We start from the raw sequence: 21,724 nt of genomic DNA, 5'->3' as shown, positions 1-21,724 counted from the left end.
GAAGCGAGAACCCCATGGACAGGCTTGTCGACCGCAGCATCAGCGCCAAAGCATTCACGGACACGTCCCACGACCCCCTGCCCGCACGAGTCCGGACCGTCATCGTTGGCGGCGGCATCGTCGGCGCCAGCATCGCCTATCATCTCGCCGCGGCGGGGGAGAGCGACATCCTTGTCTTGGAGAGCAACGTCCTCGGCAGCGGCACCTCATGGCACGCCGCCGGTCTCGTGACGGGCGCGCGCGGCTCGACAACCATGACAAAGCTCGCAAAGTACGGGCTGGAGTTCTACGGCAAGCTCGAGCAGATGTCCGGCGTTGACGTCTCATTCCAACGCTCAGGGTCCCTCAGCGTGGCCCGTACAGCCGGGCGGGTCGATGAGATCCTTTACGCAAAGGATGTCGCCGGCCAGCAGGGTTTGCGAACAGAATGGCTAACCGAAGACCGCTTTAAAGAAGTGTGGCCTCTGGCCAGCCATGAAGGGGTCCTGGGCGCGCTACTGCTGCCGGATGACGGACACATCAACCCTGGGCACGCAACTGTTGCCTTCGCCAAGCTGGCTCATGAACTGGATGCACAGATCCGCGAAGGCGTAAAGGTCGAAAGGGTTCTGCGCGAAGGGCACCGGGTCGTCGGTGTCCTCACAGATCAGGGCACTGTGCACTGCGAACGGGTGATCCTTGCCTGCGGGCTGTGGACCCGGGAACTCGCTGCGACGGCGGGGGTGAAGGTGCCGCTATACGCGGCCGAACACGTTCACGTCCGCTCCGAACCTATAGATGGGGCGGGTCCGGCGCTGCCCGTATTCAGGGATCTGGACAGCAGTTATTATCTGCGCCATGAGGCTGGGCGTCTTCTGGTGGGAGCGTTCGAACCCGATGGCCTGCCGCGACCTGTCGAAGACATTCCCGGCAATGGATTCGCCGAGTTCTATCCGGACTGGGACCACTTTTCTCCGATCCGGTCGAAGGCAGAAGCAACCGTCCAAGCGCTCACTACGGTCGGGTATGACCGATTCCTCAACGCCCCGGAGAGCTTCACCCCTGACGCCAATTTCGCCATTGGTGAGACCGCGGAAGCCCCGAACCTGTACGTGGCGGCGGGCTTCAACTCACAAGGAATCATCTTTGCCCCTGGAGTGGGTAAGGAACTGGCGGATTGGGTTATTTCAGGAACTCCCGGCTTCGACTCGTCCAGTGTAGACGTGCAGCGCTTCTCAAGGCACCAAAACAACCGCAGGTACCTGCAATCACGAACTAAAGAAGGCCTGGGCCGGCTGTATGCCATGCACTGGCCGAGTCTGCAGATGGACACGGCACGAAATGTTCGCCGCACGCCCTTGCATTCCAGGCTGGCAGAGCTTGGAGCCTGTTTTGGTGAAGTCAACGGCGGAGAACGGGCCAACTGGTACGGCGAGGCTGGAATGACGCCCAGCTATGACTACAGCTACGGCCGTCCGACCTGGTTTGAGCGGGTCGCCGCCGAACACAAGGCAGCCCGTGAAGGCGTAGTCCTCTTCGACCTCAGCCCATTCGCCAAGTTTGAAGTTGCCGGTCCTGACGCTCTGGCGGTGTGCCAGCAAGCGACGACGGCCAACGTCGATGTACAGCTCGATAAGGCTGTCTACACCTTGTTCCTCAACGAGGCTGCCGGGATCGAACTTGACGGCACGGTGACCCGCCTGGGTGCGGACCGCTTCCTGGTAGTAACGCCATCCTTTACCCAGCAAAAGACCCTGACCTACCTTCAGCGCCTTGCTGAGGGAAAGGCAGCGGCTGTTTTCGATTGCACTGCGGGACTTGCCACGATCGGCGTCATGGGACCTAAGAGCAGGGAACTGCTCTCCAGGGTTTCACCTGAGGACTGGTCCGACGAGGCCCAGGAGTACACCCATGGCCGGATGGTAGAGATCGCGGACGGCTACGCCTACAGCCTGAGGGTGAGCTTCGTGGGGGAACTCGGCTACGAGCTGTACCCCAGTGCCGACCTGGCAGTAAACGTCTTTGATGCATTGTGGGAAGCCGGCCAGGATCTGGGCATCAAAATGGCTGGCTATCATGCTTTGGATTCGCTGCGCAGCGAAAAGGGCTTCAGGCACCTTGGCCACGACATTGGCCCTATCGACGACCCCTACTCGTCGGGTCTGCGCTTCACGGTGGCCCTCGACAAACCAGGGGGTTTCGTTGGAAGGGACGCGCTGCTCAAGCTGGACCCCGCTGCACCAGAACACCGCACGGTTTATGTGGCGCTGGAGGACCCGGAGCCCGTGTTTGTCCACGATGAGACCGTTTACTGCAACGGTCTCCCCGTCGGCCGCATGACCAGCGGCAGCTACGGCCACACGCTCGGCCGAGCCGTGGGCATCGCAGCCATCAACCCTGATACCGACCTCTCCGGTGCCTTCGAAGTTCAATGCAAGGGACAGAACTACGCGGCAACGGTCTCACGGCGACCGTTCTATGACCCCAAGGGCGAACGGCTCCGCGGCTAACAATCACGCCTGTGCACTGCACCGCCTCCCGAAGAATCGGCGTACGCGGGCCAGCGCCGGTCAAACAGAACCTCAGCATCAAGTAAGGAGCAAAAGATGGCAGGGAATCTACTGGAGAAAAACGCCGTGGCGGGCAGACCAGGGCGGGTCCTGGATGGGAAAGCAATGGCAGGGGCCATCAAGAGCGAATTGGCTCACCGCGTTGCTGCGCTGAAGGAAAGCGGCACAAACGTCGGGCTTGGAACGGTCCTGGTTGGCGACGACCCTGCAAGCCGCTCCTATGTCGCAGGAAAACACCGCGACTGTGCGGAAGTAGGAATTAAGTCAATCCGGAGGGATCTTCCAGCGGCCATCTCCCAGACCGAACTGGAGGCCGTTCTGGAAGAACTGAACGACGACCCCAGAACCACCGGCTATATTGTCCAGCTTCCTTTGCCAGCCCACATCGATCAGAACGCCATCCTGGAAAAAATTTCGCCGGAGAAGGACGCCGACGGCCTGCACCCAACAAATCTTGGACGACTTGTCCTCAATGTTGGTGCTGACCTTAGCTCTCCTCTACCTTGCACTCCCAACGCCATCGTGGAGCTGTTGGCCAGGCACGGGATAGCACTTCAGGGGCTGGAGGTTTTGGTCATAGGACGGGGGGTGACGGTCGGTCGTCCGCTGGGCCTACTCCTGACACGCCGGGCTATCAACGCCACTGTTACTTTGGCTCATACAGGATCGCTGGACCTGCCCGGCCTGATAGCCCGCGCGGATGTCGTTGTTGCCGCTGTAGGCGTGCCGGGACTCGTTAAAGCCAGCCAACTGAAGCCTGGAGCGATTGTATTGGACGTTGGCGTTTCGCGCATTGTTGATGAGGACACCGGAAAGGCGGAACTCAGGGGCGATGTTGAAGCCGACGCCGGCACAGTCGCCAGCTGGATATCGCCCAATCCCGGGGGAGTTGGTCCAATGACCCGGGCCATGCTCTTGGCTAATGTCGTGGAAGCCGCTGCGCGGAAGTCCTTGACTTCAACCTGAGCGTCAGCGGCGATATGGTTTCGCCGGATGCGGCACGGCGCCGCAGGCTCGCAACACCTGTACGCGTGCTTCCGTGCCCGCTTTCGGTGAAGGAAAAGGAGCTGCACACGTTGTAGCTCCCTCTAAGCAGGGCGCGCCCCATTTCGTTTGGAAACGGGGCGCCCTCTGCTTACGGGAGGCAATCCAATTCTCCAGCGCCCATGGCACCGGTGATGTTCGGAGTTCTGTTAGAGGAGGTCCGCCAAAGCGTCTTCCGCGGCGGGCTTGCGCTTATGCGCAACGACGAAGGCCAGGAAGGCGACTAAGGTCAGGACTAGCGCGATCCACGGGAGTGCTCCGAAGACACCCTCACCTGCGCTTGTTAGCGCGTAGTAGAGCACGTAGGCGCAGGCGCCCCCGCCGACAATAAAGGTCGCAACCAGTACTGGATTCGGGCGCCCTTCCCGAACCACTAAAACCACAGCAGCCACGGATGCCAGTACGTACGGCAGCAGGTAGCAGTAGGAAAACAGTGTGTAGAGATACACAGATGACTCCAACGGCGGGGCAGACGAAACCAGCTGCAGGGTGATGGGAATTCCCGCAGCGATGAATGTCATAAAGAACACCGCAGCCGAGGGAGAGTGATGACGCTTGTGGATGCGCGAAAGCTTGTTTGGCAGGAGCCCTGCGGACGCCGCGGTCGCCACGATACGTGAGCCATAGTTGAACGTCGCGATAAGGCCAGCGAATGTCGCTGCCGCGAGGAGGAGGTCCAGCGGTGCCGCCAGATACCCCACCCCGCCGATGTGCGCCAGAACCGCAGCGGGTGATTCACCGGCCGCCAGCTGGTCCAGGCCGGCTCCCAGTGACGGAATCTGAAACCAAAGGGTCAGTATGTATGCCGAACCGGTGACACCCAGAAGCCACAAGACCAATCGGGGCACATTGCGTTTAGGATTCCTGGTTTCGCCCGCCATGGCACTCAATCCCTCAAAGCCCACGAAGTAGGCAAGCGCGATCAGGGTTCCCTGCAGGATGGCATCCCACGACATTGCCTCGCTGCCGAAATCGAATTGAGGCGCCAGGGAGTAGCCTTCAGTCGCTCCTGCCGCCGCCACCGTAACCCAGATGACGAAAGGGATGCCGATGAAGGACAGAACTGCAGATACTTTCACTGAAGCGTCCAGCCCCCGGTAGGCGATGGCCCCCGCGATGACAGCTATGACAATGGCCGAAAGCGCTTGACCCATCGGCGTCGCGGCCCAGTCCATACCCATTTGAACCAGGAAACTGGAACTGAAGATGACAACGCCCGTCACAACAGCTGCCACAGCGATCAGAATGCCCACGACATATCCCGCGCCAACGAGTGCTCGGGCGTAGGGGCCCAGCACTGAGGCCACATAAGACATCAGCCCGCCGGTGGCTACAAGGCGCCGCGAGAACGTCGTCACCATGGCACCGATGGCACAGGCACCCAGAAAGGCGATGAGCATCGACACCCAGGAAGCATCGCCGGCATAGACGATCATGTAGCCTCCGGCCAGAGCGATCCCGGGGCCGATCTGTTGGGCGGAAAGCCCAAGGATGGTTACGGAAAGAAGTGATGCCTGACCGTGCCTGAGGGTTGTTTCATCAGTTTGCGGCGGACTGATCGCGTTGTGTTGCTGTGTCATGAGAGTCTCCATGGACTTGACGGAAGGATGGGCTGGCACGAGTGCGGCCAGCGGAACACCATAGGCCTGGCACCCATGGCTCAGGCCAGGGCCAGTGTGGGAACGTCCTGCTTGAGCGTTGCTTCTTCAGTGTGGCGGCCGGCGGTCTCGCGCAGGTCCGGCCAGTCGTCGTACATGCGGCCAAGGATGTAGGGCGCGTAGTCGTGGCCGTCGTCGTTCAGATTGACGACGTCGACGATCTCCCACGTCATCCTTCCGCCCGTCATTCCTCCCCCTGTAAATTCGCCAAGGGGGACACTGCCGATGCCGGGGTCCCAGGGGGAGCCCTTGAGGACGATGTGCGGGTTGTGGAGTTCCCGGTAGCGGTTCACTGTCGAGCCGAGCTTGAAGACGACCAGTTCGCGGTCTTTGAGCGTGAACCCGTTAGCGCCGAAGTGGCCACGGAGTTCAAAGTAGAACTCCTCCTGGAAGGGCTGGGCTCCCTGTTCCGGTCCCATTTCGGCTTGGAACTCCATGATCCGGTGGTTCTTGCGTTCGACGAACGCGAACAGGGTGTCGCCGTCGTCGAACGAATCGATCGTTCCCAGCTTCTTCGGCATGCCCCAGAGCTCGCGTCCGGTCTCGAGGTTGACTTCCTCGGTCTCCAAAACGCTGAGGTAGTAGATTCCTTCGGCGTCACCGAACTTGGCGTTGATGTGGATCATGGCGCAGCGGTCCCGGCCTGTTCTGTTCGTGCGGCCGTTCGCGACCTCCATGAAAGACATGAAGGATACGGTCACTTCAGGTGTATCCGTGGGTTCCAAACAAGGCGGCAGCACCGAACGTGCGAATTCCTCGGAAGTGGAGAAGGTGAGGTACGAGTACGTGTTGCGGGTCGCGAGGCCCTCGTAGTAGCCGAAGTATCGCTGGATCTGTTCTTGTGTCCAAACGTAAGTCATTTGCGAATTCCTGTTCGTGAGTGTCTGCTTGCGGCCACTGGTGCCTTGTCGTTGGCTTCTGGTGGCGGAGCCGCGCGTGTTGCCCGGGCTGCTGTTCAGAGGTAGCCCCCCGTGTCCCGTTCGGCTATGGAGCCCGAGGCCCCGGCGGAAGCGTTTGAGCCAGCTTAGATCCCACCGCCGCGTCTGAATATCGTCGGTTCGCACAGAGTTGTGATCCAGCACTCATCCATATGTACAATGGTTCATATCGCTGCAGGACAGGATTGACTATGACAACGATTCGCGAACTAGTGCACTTCCCTGATGCCGGAGCTCGGCTGATCGCGGGCGGCCGCGGTGAAACGCGGTTCATCGACGCAGCCAACGTCTGCGCCGAGACCGACCCTTGGCGGTGGCTCTCCAGTGGTGAACTGCTGATGGTGACCCGTGATGCGCTCCCGGCAGACTCACGAGGGCAACAATTTCTAATTCAGCAGTTGGATCGCCACGGCATAGTAGGCCTCGCAGCCTCGGATCCGCGCGGGAATTCGCCATTCAGCGAGGTGATGTGCAGAACTGCCGAACACCTCGGGTTTCCGCTGCTTCAAGTCAACTGGGAGACACCTTTTTCGACTTTGGCGGCCTTTGTCTCGAAAGACGCCGCAGAGCAGGCCCAGGCCGGCTTAAACAAAGTTGCCGACGTCTACGAGGCCTACAGCAAGAGTCTTAGTCGAACGGCGCGGCCGTTTTTGAGTGACGAAATTTCCTCCATGCTGGGCATACGGGTAGAGGTGGTGGAGGCCGAGACCGGATGCTCACTCTTTACGCGATCGACGGTGGACTCAGGCGTCCTGAACGAGCGGCGACGGCTTCTCAATATCGGTAGTACCGGCTCCGCTGACCGCCGGGCAGCCATTGCCGGCCGCGATTACTATGTACTGCCGATCAAGGGACGACACCATGTGTGGCTAATGACACCGGCTGATCAGGAAGTCGTCGACCGCCGCAGTTTGCTCCACCTCTGTACGTTGTTCGCCGTGGAGGTCGAGCGCTACTACGTGGAGCACAATGGAGATAGCTCAGCCCTCACGGAGACAATGGTCAGATACTTTGGAGGGTTAATCGACGTCGAGCAGGCCCTGAATTCGCTTGCCCGAAGAGGATTGGGGCAACCTCCCTGGCGGGTCATCGATGTGGGAGCAGAAGCCTCATCAGACTTTCTGCTCTGTCTCAAACAGGCCGGTATTCCGCATATCCCCTTGACATACGCGGGAGGAGTGTCGGTTCTTGTCGATGCGGTCAGGTTCGACGAAGACCGCGGGGCAGCGGGTGCGGGCCAAGAGCTACCGCAAAGCGACAAGTTCTGGTCGATTGAATCCTTCACTGATGCCGCCCGCTCTGCCGCATGGGCCCGCCACCTTGCTTCAGAGCAGTACCAGAGGCCTAACCTGATAGGCCGCGCACTGGCCCCTGCCACCCTGACCGGAGCAAGAGAGCTTGTCGAAACGGTACTCGGCGCGCTCGTGGAATATGATGCGTCGCATCGCAGCGACCTGGTCCGGTCACTTGAATACTTTCTGGCCTGCAACCGTTCCTGGGAGTCTGCCAGCACCGGCCTTCATGTGCACCGTCAGACGCTGAGATATAGGCTCGGCCGGGTCACCGAGCTAACCGGCCGCCGGCTGGACAATATGGACGATCTAGTCGAACTGCATGTCGCTCTGAAAATTCAACGCATTCTGGAAGCCATGCCCGTCCCGATGTTTGGAGTCAACGGTGCACGTCGGGATGACGAGGCGCGGCAGGGAAGGCCGCGAACTCCCGGCGGCTCCATGCACTCCGGTTTGGAAGCAACCGTGGCCGGTCCGAAGCAGACTCTATTCGCAAGTCCGGCGGTCCAGTCATGAGAACAGAGACGACGGTGCATAGTTCACCAGAGCCTACGGAACCTGCTGCCCCGAGTATCCCCGAGGCAAGCAAGCCGTCCGGAGGAGGACGCCGCCCGCGACGCTACGACCCGGACCGTCGAATGCGGCTGACCCGGGCGGCCGCCGACGTGCTGAAACGCGACGGCTTCTTAGCGCTCAATCACCGTGCGGTAGCAGCTCATGCCGATGTACCGGTCGGCTCTATCGCCTATCACTTTGAGGATCTCGACGGCCTTCTAGCCGCCGCATTGGAGTGGATCAGCGATGGTGAGCTTGAGGTCCTTGATCAATGGCACCGGTCATGGGACCTGACCCGCGATCTTGAAGACGCGCTGGTTGACCTGGCGCTCATCTACACGAACACTCGCCGCGACATGAGCATTTTGGAGTATGAAGTGCACGTGCTTGCCTACCGCAGGCCAGCCCTGCGGTCCCTCAACCAGCGGTGGGAAGTGGCGTTCAGTGAACTGCTCAGACCTCACCTTTCAGTCGATGACACTAAACTCGTCATCGCGATGCTCGACGGCATCATGTTATACGGATTAGGGCTTGACGACCCGCTTGGCGAGGATTGGGCACGGTTCTGCTTACGGAAGGTTTTACCGACACCCGTTTAAGTACAGCTGGTTTGGCCGGAAGTCTGTGCGGGGGCCACCTACAGGGAAGTCAGTGATGAAGCCCCCGTTGCTCACCACATCAAACTTGGTCGGAGAAGCACTCCATTTGAAGGACAGCGACCGGAGCGGCTGATCGCTGTCCTTACTGGTCATTGCTTGTACAAGGTGAGTGGGTCAGTGATGAGGTGGAGGGATCGGTAGCCCATGGGATCATTCCGGAGCCAGACCATGGTTCCGTCATCGGTGAGCGTGTCGACCACCGCCCGGCTAATTACCCCGGTGTCCGTGCGGACATGGACAACGTCTCCGGGGGTCAGGTCAATCCAGTCCCACACGGCGTTGGCCGAAGTGAAGTCGTCAGGCACAGGGTTTGAGACGGTATGTCCTTTTCCCGGTTGTTGTAACTGGCCTTTCATGCTTTTCTAACTCCCTCCGGTGTTGGGGCCTATCCAGACCGTCTTCATGTTCGTGAACTCTCGGATTCCCTGAGGACCCAGCTCGCGTCCGTATCCGGATTTTTTGATGCCGCCAAAGGGCAGGCGCGGGTCAGACGCGACCATACCGTTGACGAATACCGCTCCGGCATCGATCCGGTGCAACAGGTCCCAGGCGGTAGCAAGATCCTGGGTCCACAGCGCGGCTGCGAGGCCGAATTCCGTTTGATTTGCCAGCGCGATGGCTTCATCGGTGGATGCCACGCGAGTAATTGCTGCGACGGGTCCAAACGTTTCCTCGTCAAAGGCCGCCTGGCCCGGTTTGACGCGGTCGATGATGGTGGGGCGATAGTAGAATCCGGGTCCCTCAACAGCCTCGCCTCCGAGCAGGAGGCGTCCGCCTGCATCCAGGGTGCGCTGGACCTGGTCGTGAAGTGAGGCCCGAAGGTTCTCACGGGCCATCGGCCCGACCTCTGTTGCAGGATCTGAAGGATCTCCTATGACAAGTTCCCGGGTTTGAATCACGAACTCGGCAACAAACTCGTCAGCGATTTTTTCATCGACGATGAAACGCTTGGCATTAACGCAAGCTTGGCCTGCATTGGTAAATCGGGCTTTGACAGCAACCCTGGCTGCTTCCTTGATATCCGCGTCAGCCAATACGATGAATGGATCTGACCCGCCTAGCTCCAGCACCTGCTTCTTCAGGGCAGCCCCGGCTTGCGCAGCCACTATGCTGCCGACCTGTGTGGAGCCGGTTAATGTGACTGCCGCTATCCGGTCATCTGCGATTATGCTGGCTACCCGTTCAGGCTCGACGAGGACGGTAGCGCATAGGCCGGGGGCCAGGCCCGCCTTATCGAGAACGTCCTGGACGGCCAGCGCCGAGCGCGGGACATTGTTTGCGTGCTTGAGAATGGCTCCGTTACCGGCAGCGAGTGCCGGAAGCGCGAACCGGAAGAACTGCCAGAACGGATAGTTCCAGGGCATGATCGCTAGCACCACACCCAATGGTTCGAAAACGACTCCGCTGTCCTGAGCCCCGCTCTCGATGCTTTCGAAGCTCAGGAACCGGGGGGCGTTCTCGGCGTAGTAGTCCGCTGTTAGGGCGCACTTTTCGATTTCAGCACGGGCCTCGGCTATGGGTTTGCCCATCTCTAGGGTGATGAGATGGGCGTATTCCCCGCTGTTTTCACGGAGGATCTTGGCGGTGTTTCGCAGTATTTGCACCCGGTCTTCAACAGGCACAAGCCTCCACGCTTTTTGGGCCTCGGCTGCTGTGGTCAGGATGGAATCAACCTGGCGGTTCGAGTGTGCATCGAAGGACTGAAGGTGTTCGCCCGTGGCCGGGTTGATCGTGGCGATCATGATGTTTTCCTTTAGGAATGTGGGTGGTGGCCGGGATGTGGTTGGTCAGAAACTTAGGGGTCTCTGTACCCAGCTGCAGCCTCGCTGGAAAGGTGGGCAAGACTCCGGCAGATCATTTGGACGCGTGCTGCCTCGACTGAAATCAGCTACGTCCGGGGGGGAGGGAACCCGGCCTGGCGGCAACCGGGTTCCCTCTAATGTGTGCTGCGCTGGATTGGCGGTCAGGCCCCGGCAGGTGCGAAGTGGTGGATGGGCTGCTCTTCGACGGCTTCGGCCGACTGGTTGTCTGCACCCTTCCAGGCTTCATCGTCCTGGTACGGGAACCACCAGAAGTCATGGCTGGTGGCGGCCGGGTCGATCATGACAAGTTTGGTGTGGCGGAACGTGTCCAGGCCCTCGGCACCCAGCTGGCGTCCGATGCCGGACATTTTGCGTCCGCCGAAGGGTCCTGCGTCGTTGTCGAGGATCGGGGCGTTGATCCAGACCATGCCGGCGACAATTTCGTTCGTTGCCCGGGTGATCTCCTCCACGTCCTTGGAGTACAGGGTGGAGCCGAGGCCAAAGGGGGAGTCGTTGGTGATCTTCAGGGCTTCTTCGAAGCTTGATACCTTGTATACAGGGGCAACGGGGCCGAAGACCTCGGTGGTGAAGATGTCCATGTCCGGGCGCAGGCCTTCGAGGATGGTCGGTTCGAAGAAGAAGCCGTTTTCCAGCTTTCCGCCGAGGTTCAGCCGCTTTCCGCCAAGGGTGATTGTCGCGCCTTGTTCCACCGCGCGGGCGAGGATGGCCTCAACACGGTCAAGCTCACGGGCGGTTTCCAGAGGGCCAAGGTCAACCTTGTCGAGGCCGTGTCCTATGCGCAGTTTCTTTACGTTGGCGATGAAGGCCTCCATGAACTCGTCATAGACGTCTTCGTGGACAAGGAACTTTTCTGCCGAGGTGCATACCTGACCTGCATTGAAGAAGGAGGCAAAGGTGGCCGCCCGTGCGGCCACATCGATGGGTGCCGAGGGCATGACTAGGAAGACGTCACTCCCAGAGGCTTCAATGAGGTGCGGCTTGAAGTGCTCGGCGCAGGCGCGGGAGACAGCCTGGCCGGTGGAGATGCTGCCGGTGAATGCGATCATGTGTGTGTTCTTGTGGGAGACAAGCTGCTTGGCGACATCTGGTCCGCCGGTCACACACTGCACCAGGCCGGCCGGAAGAGCGTCGAAGGCCCGCATGAACGAAAGGGTTGTCAGAGACGCGGTCTCCGAGGGCTTGATGATGAGGGAGTTACCGGCGGCCAGCGCTGCCGCCGCAGACCACATGAGCAGCAGAATCGGGAAGTTCGCGGGCAGAATGCTCACGACAGTGCCCATAGGTTCCTTGAGCGTGTAATGGGTTTGCCCGGGGACGGTCGAGCCAAGCATGGAACCGATTGAATGCCTGCCCAGCTCGGCATAGTAGTCAACGGCCGAGACGGACCAGCCCATCTCATCTGCGCTTTCCTTATAGGGCTTGCCGGTTTCAAGCGTCAGCAATTCAGCGATTTCCGGGCTGATTTTCTTCATCTCTGCTGCGACCTCGTGAAGGATTTCAGCCCGTTCGAGGGCGGTCTTCGCATACCAGAGCTTCTGCGCGGAGTTGGCATTGGCAATGACTGTCTCGATGTCGTCATGGGGGACTTCGGCCATGCTTCCCAACACGGTGTTGTTGGAGGGATCGATAACGTCACGCCCGTGCGGCGCTGCCAAGTATTCACCGTTGCTGAAGAAGCTGTTGCTTACGCGGGCGAATTCGATGTCGGAGTTCATGACTTGGTTCCTTTTCGGATTTGTTTCTGTGGATAGGGGCCGGGGTGCCGGCTGGATTGAACGGCCTTTGGTTGCCGGAGCATCCGCAGGTTGGCGGCCTCAGTACTGGCTGACGATGGAGTAGGACTTGACCAAAGGCGCGGTTATTCGCCATCGGCCTGCCCATCCTTCTGGCAGTGCTACGACAGTCCCGGCGCGCAGGTCGATGGTTTCGCCGTCATCGTGGATGAGTTGGCCTGCGCCCTCGACGATGTGGATAAATTCCCTGTAGCCGGTCAGCCTGGTCGTGAACTCACCTGGTTCGACCTTCCAGAGCCCGGCTTCTGTGCGGGAATCGCGGTAAAGGACAAAGGTGCTTGCGGAAGGACTCCCGGAAATCACACGTTCTGGGCTGATGGCTACCTTCTTTGGCCATTGAACAGTGGCTATCGTTGCTACGACGTTTGTCATTGGACACCCACCACCTCGGCAGCAACGCCGACGGCAGCGTGATGAATCCTGGCGGCTGCGCGCTCCCCGCTTCTCAAGGCACCTTCCATGAGGCCCGTGAAATCGGGGTCTGCATATTCGCCTGCAAAGTAGATATGGCCGACTGATCGTTCGAGCTCTTCGGAGTCTTTCTTCCCTCCGCCTGGGCCGAACGCAGCATAGGCGCCCCGGGCGAGGGGGTCGTGACGCCAAATTGTGGTTACAGCTTCGGACTCATCGAAGTCCAAGTCCGGTCGTATGTGCTGGGCGTGTGTAATCCAGGCCTGAAAGTCATCGTCACTGCCGGCGGCCCTGTCCAGCGCTCCGGGGGAGCCCATGAATGAGTTGAGCACCGGCGTCACTGTCCCGGTACTGTCGGTCGCGGTCCAGGTCCAAAAACGACCGTTCGTCGACATAACTGCGCTGGTCTTTGGCGCAGAGCGGAGAGGAAGATGGAGCTTGGCAGCGTCTCCCTGCAGCACCCGACCCAGTGCCGCCTTCTTCCATCCGGGCAGGGGCAGCGCGATGGTGGCCGCGTCCCTAATCAGAGACAGGGGCAGCGCCACAACCACTGCATCAAAAACTGCCACTCCGCCTGTCGTTTCCACGACGACGCCGGCTCCGGAATCCTGTACCGAGTGAACGTATTCCCGATAGCGGACTGCACTACCAAGACGGGCCGCCAGGGCCTTTGGCAGTTCCTGGTTGCCGCCGCTGACTCGCCAGCTAGGGAGTGGCTCGAAAGAGGCTATGTGCTCGAGGGTGTCAGCACTGACCTGATCCGCCGCTACAGCGGTCGAGATCTCAATGCGGCCCCGCAGTGCGTCGACGAGGCGGTCGCTTAGCTCCAACCGCTGCAGAACGGTTTCGGCTGAGGGCGGCGTATCGTAGGTCCGGGCGATGGCTGCAGCGGCCCGTCCTGCTTCGACGACATCATCCGTGCTGATTTTCGGCGTGTCTGCCAAGGCACGGACGTAGTAGCTCATCCCCGTGTCGACGAGTTCAAGCCCGGTATGAGCCAAGAGGCGGCGCATCGTCGTGTAACCGTTAAGCACGAACTCTGCGCCACGCTCGATGATGCACGGTTCCTCACGCCCGGCCGAAATGGATTCTGACCAGACGCGGCCGCCGGAGCGGTCCCGGGCCTCAAAAACGGTTACCTGGAATCCGTCGCTCTTGAGCTGGGTAGCAGCGGCCAGACCGGCAAGACCAGCGCCGAGCACGGCAATTCTGGCACCTTCACGAAGGGTACTCATTGTTTTGTCTCCCTACCGACGCACAACGAGGCGTTGGCCGCGGCTATACCTGGGCGGTGTGCTGCTTTACGCCATAAATCAGCTGCAAGCCCGTAGCTTGGGGCCATCGGTGCATCTCCTTTGATGGTTGCTTCCATGTCGTGTGACTCACAGTACTGACCATGAAAGGGGAGATATATCGTACGAATGCAAGAATTTCACTGCAATTTGGTTTAGGCGTACCATTTCATACGTGGACCAGTCTGTTTTGACCGTAAATGACCTAGTAAGCACCCAGAGCTTGGGGACCCGAGTCCTGGCAGGGGCAAATGGTCTTGACCGACAAGTCCTTTGGGCCCACAGCTGCGAGCTAAGCGATCCGGACCGTTGGCTGGGGCCCCACGAACTGCTCATGACCGTTGGGCTGTGCGTCCCGCACGAAGCCGAGGAGCAACTGGCTTTTATCAGAAGGTTGGACGAAGCGGGTTTGGCCGGAGTAGCCCTTGGCGACCACCCAAGCTTGCCGCCATTAACTCAGGAACTCCTGGATGAGGCCGACCGCCGAGCATTTCCAGTTCTGCTCACCAATGAGGAAACCCCCTTTGCGGCCCTTGGCCGCACCGTTGCTGCCGCAACCGCCTCCACTCAGACACTGCAGGTGCTCAAGCTGAGCAAGCTTTACCAGCTTTCTACATATGCCCACGCCGATCCGAAGCGTTTGATGGACGACCTTCAGGCCCTCTTAGGGGCTAGGCTCAGCGTGCTTGACACCCAGACGGGCCTGACCATCCTCGAGGGGCCGCCCGTTACCACGATGTCGCCGAAGGCTCGCGAGCGTTCATACTCCCTTCCCGGCGATACCAAGGTAAAGCTAAGAGTCACCGAATTTCCCGGCGAAGAAATCGGTAGCTTCCTGCTGATCCACGTCCTGCAGGTTATCGACGTCGCAGTGAGCCAACTTCTGAGTTCGATTAGAGAACGAGCTGAACGCTCCGCACACGCGCTTGAAGCCCTTCTCGACGGCCACATACCCGATAATCTCGATGCTGTTCTGAAGCCAGGTGCCATCGCGGCTGGGTATCAGATGGTTGCGATCGCGACGGACCAAGGGCCCAAAGCCGCCAGGGCAGTCTCGATCGGGGGAATGCCAGTGCTCGCCGGCCCCGGACGCAACTCGTTCATGCTTCTTATGCCCGAGAGAATCCGCAAGGACGTCCGGCAGCTCCTTGAAGGGCTAGGAATCCGAGCCGCCGCGTCATCAACCTATATTGATCTCCGGGACGCAAAATTCGCCGCAGAGGAAGCCCATAAAGTCTTGTCCTCCGGTGGAGCAAATCACCAGTGGCTCGACTTCGCGGGCGTACCAATTTCGCTACTGACCCGATCAAGGAAAGAGGCGTCAGCAATTGTGCAGCAAGTGCTAGGTGAACTGGCTGCGCCCGACGCCAAATCCTCAGCTCTTCGTGAGACGCTTTTCGCTTTCCTTGCAAAAGACCGCAGATGGAACGAAACGGCCGCGGAACTAGGGATCCATCGCCAAACCCTGTCTTACAGGTTAGCCAAGATCAAAGAGATCACCGGTAGGGATATCTCATCGTCAGCGGACCTTTCTGCGTTCTGGTTGGCATACCAGGCATGGGCCTCCTATTCACCAACTTCAGATTGATCTAGCATCCGCTAAAGCAGATGCAGCGAGAAACAAAACGACCCGTTGCGGGGATGCTCACCGACAACGAACCGGCCACCGGTGCAGCACTTCCGCCGGGAGCTGACGAAGGCCGCCCGTCCCCAACCTTTCGTCACCCTTACTGGTAACCGTCGATATTCGTTTTCGAACTATTTGAGCAATCTCAGTGGTCGTGCGCGCCGTGGATTGCTGAAGCGCAGGCCCGGTTGTGTCAGCTTTTTAGCTGGTCAACGAATGTTCCCCAAATTAAGAGTGCCGCCGACCCGGCCATCAGTATGGAAACAACCCATGCGGCCGATCGAGGAAACGAACGAGACGAATCTTGTGCCCGCTTGGCAAGGTGCCGCATCAAAATGACCAGCGCGGCTACGAAGCAGAGGAGTGCCCCACCTAATATCGCGGAGTATTGGGGGGTGCTGTTGTGAAAGCCCAGGGCATACGCCATGACAAGAAGCGCGATACCAAAGGCCAGGCACGTATTCAGAGCGCGGGCAATGCTGCGTGGATTGATTCCACCGTTCTTCTCCTCGGCTTGCATCCAGCGATCCTAGCGGTGGCAACAAATCTACGGAAGCTTCCTGCCGGTGACTATGGCAGCCTCTCTTGGCGCGAGTAGCGAGACCATGGTTCGGCTGCTGCGATGGCGTGCTTGTGGGTGACTTGGTAGCTGTAGCCGAGCATTTCGGCGACGAGCGGTGCGGGCACCTCGTTGACGAGTGCGCGGAGGGCTGCGTTGCGTGCGCCTAGGAGGTCGATGCCGACCTCCCGGAGACGTTCCATGAGGGTGTTGGGGTGGATATGCCGGCCGGGGCGGTAGCCGGGGAACAACCACTCGCTGCCGGAAGTGTTGCCGGTGCGCATGTTGGGGCGTGAGGCCACGTGTTCTGTGAGCAGTGCGGCGAAAGGTTCCGGTACTGGCGCTGGATCTCCTTCCCCGAGTGACAGACGCAGGCCATCGGGCGTAAGGATCACATCGGTGCTTCTCATTGCGGCGATCTTCACGACTGGCTGGGCGTAAAGCAGCAGGAACGTGGCGGCGACCCGGTATGGCAGAGTGTCGACGTCGGCCGTGAGGCAGGCTTTGAGCATGGTGAGCCGCTGGTCCTGACCTAGCAACGGCATGGTTTTCGCTTGGCGGTGGCCGATAGTGATGTTTGTGCAGGTCCGGTTCTTGACCGCCCAGATGAAGAAGGTCCGGATGGCGTGCCTGGTGGTCGGGCCGTCGGCCAGCCATGCATCGACGTCGCCCTGAACGCAGGACTCAACCACCCGGCCGTGGGTGGTTTTGAGCCAGGTAAGGAACTTGATGGTTTCGGTAATTTCCTGCTTCGCGCTGTGCACGGGACCGCGCGTGGGGCTCCCGTCCCCGGAGAGGCTCCGGATGCGTCGCAGGTGATGCCAGCGGGCAAAGGATTCAACAGGCCGCCGGACCTCGGGGTCTTCGACGGCGTCGACCTTGCTGGTGAGCCAGCGTTCGAAAAGGGCGAGGTAGTGGTCCCGCTCCGGGAGCAGCTTGTGATGGATGAGCAGGCTGCGGACGTGCTCCACCCTCAGGCTGTTCGGTTCCTTGTCCAGCGCCTCGTGGCTGAGAGGGATGTCGCCGGCAGCAAGCCGCCCGAGCAGATCACGGACGCCGGCCCTGCGCAGCCAGGTCAGGATGCTTTCGGGGCGTTGTGCTCCGCAGAGGGCAGTGAGCAGCTTTGCCGGTGCCGTTTCGGGACTTGGGGCTGGTTCGTCAACGCGCAGCAGCACGGTCAGGTCGTCCCGTAGCGAGCAGCGGGCGCAGATGTCCTGGCGGTAATGCTCTGTCTCCGTGGCGCAACGCCCGCAGTGATAGTCCTGCGTGATGCCTGCGCAGTCAACGCAAACAGGTTCGTTGCCGTGGGCCGGGGATCGTCCGGGGAGCATGCGGTCCGTGCTGCAGCCCGGGCAGGGGCCGTGCGTGCGCATGGCCGCGGTGAAGCAGGTCCCACAGATCCTGCCTTCGGGCCAGCTGGCCCGGTGCCGGCCGGCCGCCCTCGAGCACCTGTCACAGGTGAACGCGCCTGTGGTGCGGGGGCGGCCGCGCCTGATGGGTCGCGGGGTGATCTCAGCCGTCATCGCGGATCACGCGGGCGCGTTTGGGCCGGATCGTCTTGTTCAGATCGACGACGTTGGCGTCGGAGGCGACCTTGCGGACTTTCGCGTCCGAGGCCGTGACCGTAATCAGCTCCTCGGGTCCGCAGCCGAAGATGTCGCAGAGGGCGGCGACCATCATCAGCGAGATCCGTTCCGGGCGTTGGGTGACGAGCCGGTAGACCTGGGAGGCCGACAGTTCGATACCGCGTTCCCGCAGTAAAGGGCTGAGGTCGGTGCTGTTGTGCAGTCCCCGCGCTGCCATCAGTTCCGGAAGCCGCCAGCGGTAGTCGATCTCTCGTTTCATGAGGATCAGTCTCCCATTCCGGCCAGCGCGTCCCGGACCGTGGAATCCAGGGCCCGGCGCAGGGTCTTTACCCGGTAGTCACTCGAGACCGAGGTGTAGAGGGCGGTGGTCGAGGCGTGCTCGTGGCCGGCCTGATGCTGGACAAACAGGGGATCCATGCCGGCCTCGATCAGATGCGTGATGTAGGAACGGCGCAGCGAGTGGATGTCCAGGCCGGGGGAGAGGCCCAGGTCCTCGCAGTAGCGGTTGAACCGGCGGTTCAACGCAGTCTCGGACACCAGGGTGCCGCGTTCGGACGAAAAGAGATCCAGCCCGTCCGTCATGTGCGCGTGGCCGCGTTCAAGCCAGTCGGAGACGATTTCGCCCGACCAGTCGAACACCGTCAGGACACTCCGGCGCTTCGGGGGAGAACCCCGCATGGCCTTCCCGTACCGGACCTGCAGGACCCCGTATTTGCCGAACTCGCGGGCGTGCGGGTTCCTGGCGAAATCGACGGTCTGCAGGTGCCGGACCTCATTGCGGCGCAGCCCCCAGCAGTACGCGACTTTGAACAGGACCGCGTCACGGTAGGCCGGGAGCCAGCCCTTGCGGCCCAGCGATGCGATCCGGTCCACTTCATCGTCGGCACGGTCAAAGAAGGCCTGCAGCTCGCGGCGGGTGAACGGGCGCCGGCCTGGCGACGATTCAGTGGCCTGGGCGTGGACGGCGGTGTTCCAGTCGAAACAGACCTGCGAGGGATGCGCTCCAAAGTACTGTTCGCAGACCCTGTCCCACCCGTAGTCAGGAGAGGCCGCGTAGGAGCAAAAAGCCCGCAAGGCCGCCTGATAACTGCGGATCGTGGACTGGGCGGCATGCTTCACACTGCGCAGATCGCCGAAGAACTCATCGACGTGCGCCGGTGTCCACTGCCAGGGGTACTCGTTCGTGGACTCCTGGAACCGTGTCACCAGCCGTTCCCGGGACTCGATGGTGCCCAGGGCGAGATTCCGGCTCAGCTGCTGATTGCGCCACCCGGTGAGCATCTGGGCGAACACCTGATCCTCGGGATGCAGGAACCGCACATCGCCGAACTCCAGCACCCGGCCGGCAGAATCAACCGCCACAACAACCCTTCCTGACATTGCATTGGATGAATGAATCATGCAATTAATGCACGATCGTTGCAAATCCGCGGGTCAATGGTTCATGTTCTGTGGGAACAGGTGTCCGGGAGGCTGTCCGGATGACTCCGGCAGAACGCCTCGCGCCGCCCGTCGTCGAAGCGTTTACTCAGGTCAGGGCCAGGTTAACTGGTCGGAATGGTTCCGTTGCGATGGGAGAGTCCCTGGGGTCAGCGATATTGCATCTGATGCAATAATCATCATTCAGGCTGACATAATCATTGTTATCGGTGATTTAGGGTGTGATCTGAGATATGTTTGAACCATTGATCCGGGGCGGGTTTTCGTGGGACCATGAACTATGACTGCAGTGACAGGCGCCCGTGGCGGGCTGAAGGCGCACCAGGACTCCATCCGACTGGCCGACGATGTGCTGGTCCGGGATCTGAGGGACCTCCTGGGGGCGAAACTGGTCGCCTACATCGGCTCGGTGAAGGAAACCCGTGCCGTCCGGCAGTGGGCCGACGGGGAACGGAAACCCTCCGCCGAGGTGATGCACCGGCTCCGCACGGCCTACCACGTGGCTGCCCTGCTCGCGGAGCGGGATTCCCGGGCCGTGGTGCAGGCATGGTTCCAGGGCATGAACCCGCAGCTGGACGATGTCCCGCCGGCGCGTCTGCTCCGCGAAGGCCAGCTGGACGACGCCGGTCCGCAGGTGCTGGCCGCCGCCCGCGCGTTCGCGGCCGCAGGCTGATCGGTGGTTTCTGCGCAACTGACCGTGGCCGAGGCCGACGGCAGGGTCTGGCGTGTCGGCTTCCGCCCGGAACCGTGGGCCTGGAGCGGCTGGGAATGGGCCACCGACGGCCGATTCCCGGGACGGTGGGATGACCTGCACGGCAACTTCCGCACCATCTACGCCGGTTCCACCCTTCTGGCGTGCCTGCTCGAGGTTCTGGCGCACTTCCGCAAGGATGCACGGCTGAGCCTGGAGCTGGACGAGATCGTCGAGGACGACGAGGATAAGGTCCTGCATCCCACCATCGCCCAGGGGCGTGTCCCCCGGGAGTGGCTGGAAGTGCGCGCCGCCGCGTCCGCAAAGCTGTCCGGCCGCTACTGCGAGGTGACCGCCTCGGGCAGCGTCGCGGCCCTGTACCCGCACTTCATCGGCGTGGCCCTGAGCCTGGGCCTGGCCGATTTTGACACCGCGGCGCTGAAGGACGCCCGGCCCCGGCGCCTGACCCAGGCTGTCGCAGCCTGGCTCTACGAAATGACAGACTTCGACGGCGTCACTTTTACCTCCCGTCACGGTGACGATCTCCACCTCTGGGCCATCTTCGAGCGCCCCGGCGATCCACAGATCACGCCGAACATCCATGACGCAACCCGCGAAGAACCGCTGGAGCACGACAGCCCCGAAATCAGCAAGGCCTTCCACCTCCTCGGGCTGCAGTGGGAGAACGACTAAGTCGTCTTTTCAACGGCCTACTTCCGTATCGGATTCGGACAGTGGGCCGGAGTTGGCTCAGGAGAACGGCAGACAAGGGTCACTCGGGCTGGGCACGAGAAGAGAAGGAGAGTGCCACTCGGCGGTCAACCCCTTTTGCGTTACTGACTATGTCTACGACTGCGGTGGGGTCGGACCCCCGGACTCAAACTGTGGCCATCTCTTGGCGACGCCGCGTACAGCTTCGGCAAGGGATTCGATAGCCTCCGGCGACATCAGCATGGCTGCCTCGGGGAAGTTCACGTGTGACCCGACATTCATGCCAAACAAGAGTCCGGTTGAACTTACGACAGGACCTCCGGAATCTCCCTCCTGACCCTCTGGAACCATAAGGCGAACGGGTCCGTCCTTTAGTGTGAAACGGTGTTCGGTAACGCTTAGCGCCGGAAACTCGCTTCGGCGGCCAAGTTGGGTAACCACAGCACCGGGTTCGTGTTCGCCCTTGTCGGCAGGCAGATCGAAACTGCTGTACATCTTCACAATGCGGTCGTCGGACTGCAGACGCAGCAAGATGATGTCCGCGATAGTACCGGGCCGCTCCTGACGCAGCAGGTATTTGAACCGGGGAACCCTCTTGCCCTTGTGGCCTTCAAAGAAAAGATCAAACTTCTCCATCCGTTTGGGACATCCATCGTCCTCATCCACATCCGCTGTGTCAGCAAGAAATATGTTGTCCGGCCACAGCGACCAGTCAGCGCTCGGTGCCAACTGGTGATCGCACAGATGCGCAACCGTAACGAGGAAGATCTCGCCGTTGATCCGGACGAGGAAACCACTTCCAAAGAGCCACTGATCAGCAGTTCCGTATTTGGGTGCCATCAGAGGGGCCACCATGTTTTCGAAGTCCATCTGGTGACCGTACCCGACCTGAGGCACAGAGTCTGACATTGCTCACGTTGTCGTTTGGAGCGGGACTTCGCGTCCTCTTGAGGCTCGTATACAACTGTAAACACCTGTTGTTTACAAAAAGAATCCGCTACGTCTACAATTAGACGTACATCCCCATCAAAGGGATGTACAAAGTTGAAGCACATCCCAACCAGGGATGTCAGAAATATAGGAGGAACCAGATGAA

At 60.7% G+C, this 21,724-nt stretch carries 19 protein-coding genes; 7 read left to right on the top strand and 12 right to left on the bottom strand.

Features of this window, described 5'->3' with window-relative positions; all coding sequences use genetic code 11:
• The first annotated feature begins 14 nt into the window (after positions 1-14).
• Together AC1DEM_RS08570 and AC1DEM_RS08565 are read left to right on the top strand one after the other, a co-directional pair.
• A complete protein-coding gene (locus tag AC1DEM_RS08570; protein ID WP_441410107.1) occupies positions 15-2,489 on the top strand; it encodes a GcvT family protein in 2,475 nt (824 codons plus the stop codon).
• A gap of 96 nt (positions 2,490-2,585) precedes the next feature.
• Positions 2,586-3,515: a bifunctional methylenetetrahydrofolate dehydrogenase/methenyltetrahydrofolate cyclohydrolase gene (locus AC1DEM_RS08565; protein WP_441410106.1), complete on the top strand. Its 930-nt coding sequence runs from the start codon at positions 2,586-2,588 to the stop codon at positions 3,513-3,515.
• 227 nt (positions 3,516-3,742) lie between these two features.
• Here the strand turns inward: AC1DEM_RS08565 and AC1DEM_RS08560 are convergent, their stop codons facing one another.
• Positions 3,743-5,173, bottom strand: a complete 1,431-nt coding sequence (locus AC1DEM_RS08560; protein ID WP_441410105.1) for an APC family permease — start codon at positions 5,171-5,173, stop codon at positions 3,743-3,745.
• Positions 5,174-5,253: 80 nt separating this feature from the next.
• Complete coding sequence (locus AC1DEM_RS08555; RefSeq protein ID WP_441410104.1) at positions 5,254-6,111, bottom strand: acetoacetate decarboxylase family protein; 858 nt, start codon at positions 6,109-6,111, stop codon at positions 5,254-5,256.
• Between the two features lie 269 nt (positions 6,112-6,380).
• Between AC1DEM_RS08555 and AC1DEM_RS08550 the strand changes: the two genes are divergently transcribed.
• Together AC1DEM_RS08550 and AC1DEM_RS08545 are read left to right on the top strand one after the other, a co-directional pair.
• On the top strand, positions 6,381-7,997 hold the full coding sequence (locus AC1DEM_RS08550) for a helix-turn-helix domain-containing protein (RefSeq protein ID WP_441410103.1): 1,617 nt from the start codon (positions 6,381-6,383) through the stop codon (positions 7,995-7,997).
• Between the two features lie 122 nt (positions 7,998-8,119).
• Positions 8,120-8,635 carry a TetR/AcrR family transcriptional regulator gene (locus tag AC1DEM_RS08545; RefSeq protein WP_441410102.1) on the top strand — a complete coding sequence of 172 codons (516 nt, stop codon included), beginning with the start codon at positions 8,120-8,122 and terminating at the stop codon, positions 8,633-8,635.
• A gap of 149 nt (positions 8,636-8,784) precedes the next feature.
• Here AC1DEM_RS08545 and AC1DEM_RS08540 read toward each other — a convergent pair whose 3' ends face one another.
• From AC1DEM_RS08540 to AC1DEM_RS08520, 5 genes are all read right to left on the bottom strand, one after another.
• Complete coding sequence (locus AC1DEM_RS08540) at positions 8,785-9,000, bottom strand: hypothetical protein (RefSeq protein ID WP_441410101.1); 216 nt, start codon at positions 8,998-9,000, stop codon at positions 8,785-8,787.
• 57 nt (positions 9,001-9,057) lie between these two features.
• Positions 9,058-10,437: an NAD-dependent succinate-semialdehyde dehydrogenase gene (locus tag AC1DEM_RS08535; protein ID WP_476884060.1), complete on the bottom strand. Its 1,380-nt coding sequence runs from the start codon at positions 10,435-10,437 to the stop codon at positions 9,058-9,060.
• A gap of 221 nt (positions 10,438-10,658) precedes the next feature.
• The gene (locus AC1DEM_RS08530; protein ID WP_441410099.1) at positions 10,659-12,233 is read right to left on the bottom strand and encodes an aldehyde dehydrogenase family protein; all 1,575 of its coding nucleotides are present in this window, start codon (positions 12,231-12,233) and stop codon (positions 10,659-10,661) included.
• Positions 12,234-12,332: 99 nt separating this feature from the next.
• Positions 12,333-12,683 carry a cupin domain-containing protein gene (locus tag AC1DEM_RS08525; RefSeq protein WP_441410098.1) on the bottom strand — a complete coding sequence of 117 codons (351 nt, stop codon included), beginning with the start codon at positions 12,681-12,683 and terminating at the stop codon, positions 12,333-12,335.
• Positions 12,680-13,957 carry a flavin monoamine oxidase family protein gene (locus tag AC1DEM_RS08520; protein WP_441410097.1) on the bottom strand — a complete coding sequence of 426 codons (1,278 nt, stop codon included), beginning with the start codon at positions 13,955-13,957 and terminating at the stop codon, positions 12,680-12,682. The genes AC1DEM_RS08525 and AC1DEM_RS08520 overlap by 4 nt, the downstream gene beginning before the upstream one ends.
• A gap of 232 nt (positions 13,958-14,189) precedes the next feature.
• Between AC1DEM_RS08520 and pmfR the strand changes: the two genes are divergently transcribed.
• Positions 14,190-15,602: a transcciptional activator PmfR gene (gene pmfR / locus AC1DEM_RS08515; protein ID WP_441410096.1), complete on the top strand. Its 1,413-nt coding sequence runs from the start codon at positions 14,190-14,192 to the stop codon at positions 15,600-15,602.
• A gap of 232 nt (positions 15,603-15,834) precedes the next feature.
• On the opposite strand, the gene AC1DEM_RS08510 is transcribed toward pmfR, so the two are convergent.
• The 4 genes from AC1DEM_RS08510 to AC1DEM_RS08495 all read right to left on the bottom strand — a co-directional run bounded on the left by AC1DEM_RS08510 (position 15,835) and on the right by AC1DEM_RS08495 (position 19,148).
• Positions 15,835-16,161: a hypothetical protein gene (locus AC1DEM_RS08510; RefSeq protein WP_441410095.1), complete on the bottom strand. Its 327-nt coding sequence runs from the start codon at positions 16,159-16,161 to the stop codon at positions 15,835-15,837.
• Positions 16,162-16,211: 50 nt separating this feature from the next.
• The gene (locus AC1DEM_RS08505; protein WP_441410094.1) at positions 16,212-17,531 is read right to left on the bottom strand and encodes a hypothetical protein; all 1,320 of its coding nucleotides are present in this window, start codon (positions 17,529-17,531) and stop codon (positions 16,212-16,214) included.
• A gap of 181 nt (positions 17,532-17,712) precedes the next feature.
• Positions 17,713-18,045: a helix-turn-helix domain-containing protein gene (locus tag AC1DEM_RS08500; protein ID WP_441410093.1), complete on the bottom strand. Its 333-nt coding sequence runs from the start codon at positions 18,043-18,045 to the stop codon at positions 17,713-17,715.
• 5 nt (positions 18,046-18,050) lie between these two features.
• Positions 18,051-19,148, bottom strand: coding sequence for a tyrosine-type recombinase/integrase (locus AC1DEM_RS08495; RefSeq protein ID WP_441410092.1), 1,098 nt, complete (start codon positions 19,146-19,148; stop codon positions 18,051-18,053).
• A 358-nt stretch (positions 19,149-19,506) separates the two neighbouring features.
• Here AC1DEM_RS08495 and AC1DEM_RS08490 point away from each other — a divergent pair, with 358 nt between their 5' ends.
• Entirely contained in the window at positions 19,507-19,899 is a 393-nt protein-coding gene (locus AC1DEM_RS08490) for a hypothetical protein (protein ID WP_476884059.1), read from the top strand.
• 3 nt (positions 19,900-19,902) lie between these two features.
• Complete coding sequence (locus AC1DEM_RS08485) at positions 19,903-20,610, top strand: RES domain-containing protein (protein WP_476884058.1); 708 nt, start codon at positions 19,903-19,905, stop codon at positions 20,608-20,610.
• Positions 20,611-20,763: 153 nt separating this feature from the next.
• Here AC1DEM_RS08485 and AC1DEM_RS08480 read toward each other — a convergent pair whose 3' ends face one another.
• The gene (locus AC1DEM_RS08480) at positions 20,764-21,498 is read right to left on the bottom strand and encodes a serine protease family protein (protein WP_476884057.1); all 735 of its coding nucleotides are present in this window, start codon (positions 21,496-21,498) and stop codon (positions 20,764-20,766) included.
• Positions 21,499-21,724: the final 226 nt, after the last annotated feature.

It is taken from the genome of Arthrobacter sp. 05T420 (genome assembly GCF_056396305.1).
The sequence above is the reverse complement of the archived record's forward strand: the minus strand, read 5'-3'. Positions and strand labels throughout refer to the sequence as shown.

What these genes read in the sequence shown, in the direction of transcription:
- AC1DEM_RS08555 (WP_441410104.1), bottom strand. Translation starts at nt 6,111, where the DNA reads ATGACTTACGTTTGGACACAAGAACAGATCCAGCGATACTTCGGCTAC.
- AC1DEM_RS08570 (WP_441410107.1), top strand. Translation starts at nt 15, where the DNA reads ATGGACAGGCTTGTCGACCGCAGCATCAGCGCCAAAGCATTCACGGAC.
- AC1DEM_RS08530 (WP_441410099.1), bottom strand. Translation starts at nt 12,233, where the DNA reads ATGAACTCCGACATCGAATTCGCCCGCGTAAGCAACAGCTTCTTCAGC.
- AC1DEM_RS08525 (WP_441410098.1), bottom strand. Translation starts at nt 12,683, where the DNA reads ATGACAAACGTCGTAGCAACGATAGCCACTGTTCAATGGCCAAAGAAG.
- AC1DEM_RS08510 (WP_441410095.1), bottom strand. Translation starts at nt 16,161, where the DNA reads ATGCAAGCCGAGGAGAAGAACGGTGGAATCAATCCACGCAGCATTGCC.
- AC1DEM_RS08545 (WP_441410102.1), top strand. Translation starts at nt 8,120, where the DNA reads ATGCGGCTGACCCGGGCGGCCGCCGACGTGCTGAAACGCGACGGCTTC.
- AC1DEM_RS08535 (WP_476884060.1), bottom strand. Translation starts at nt 10,437, where the DNA reads ATGATCGCCACGATCAACCCGGCCACGGGCGAACACCTTCAGTCCTTC.
- AC1DEM_RS08505 (WP_441410094.1), bottom strand. Translation starts at nt 17,531, where the DNA reads ATGCTCCCCGGACGATCCCCGGCCCACGGCAACGAACCTGTTTGCGTT.
- AC1DEM_RS08550 (WP_441410103.1), top strand. Translation starts at nt 6,381, where the DNA reads ATGACAACGATTCGCGAACTAGTGCACTTCCCTGATGCCGGAGCTCGG.
- AC1DEM_RS08560 (WP_441410105.1), bottom strand. Translation starts at nt 5,173, where the DNA reads ATGACACAGCAACACAACGCGATCAGTCCGCCGCAAACTGATGAAACA.
- AC1DEM_RS08500 (WP_441410093.1), bottom strand. Translation starts at nt 18,045, where the DNA reads ATGAAACGAGAGATCGACTACCGCTGGCGGCTTCCGGAACTGATGGCA.
- AC1DEM_RS08520 (WP_441410097.1), bottom strand. Translation starts at nt 13,957, where the DNA reads ATGAGTACCCTTCGTGAAGGTGCCAGAATTGCCGTGCTCGGCGCTGGT.
- AC1DEM_RS08565 (WP_441410106.1), top strand. Translation starts at nt 2,586, where the DNA reads ATGGCAGGGAATCTACTGGAGAAAAACGCCGTGGCGGGCAGACCAGGG.
- AC1DEM_RS08490 (WP_476884059.1), top strand. Translation starts at nt 19,507, where the DNA reads ATGACTGCAGTGACAGGCGCCCGTGGCGGGCTGAAGGCGCACCAGGAC.
- AC1DEM_RS08480 (WP_476884057.1), bottom strand. Translation starts at nt 21,498, where the DNA reads ATGGACTTCGAAAACATGGTGGCCCCTCTGATGGCACCCAAATACGGA.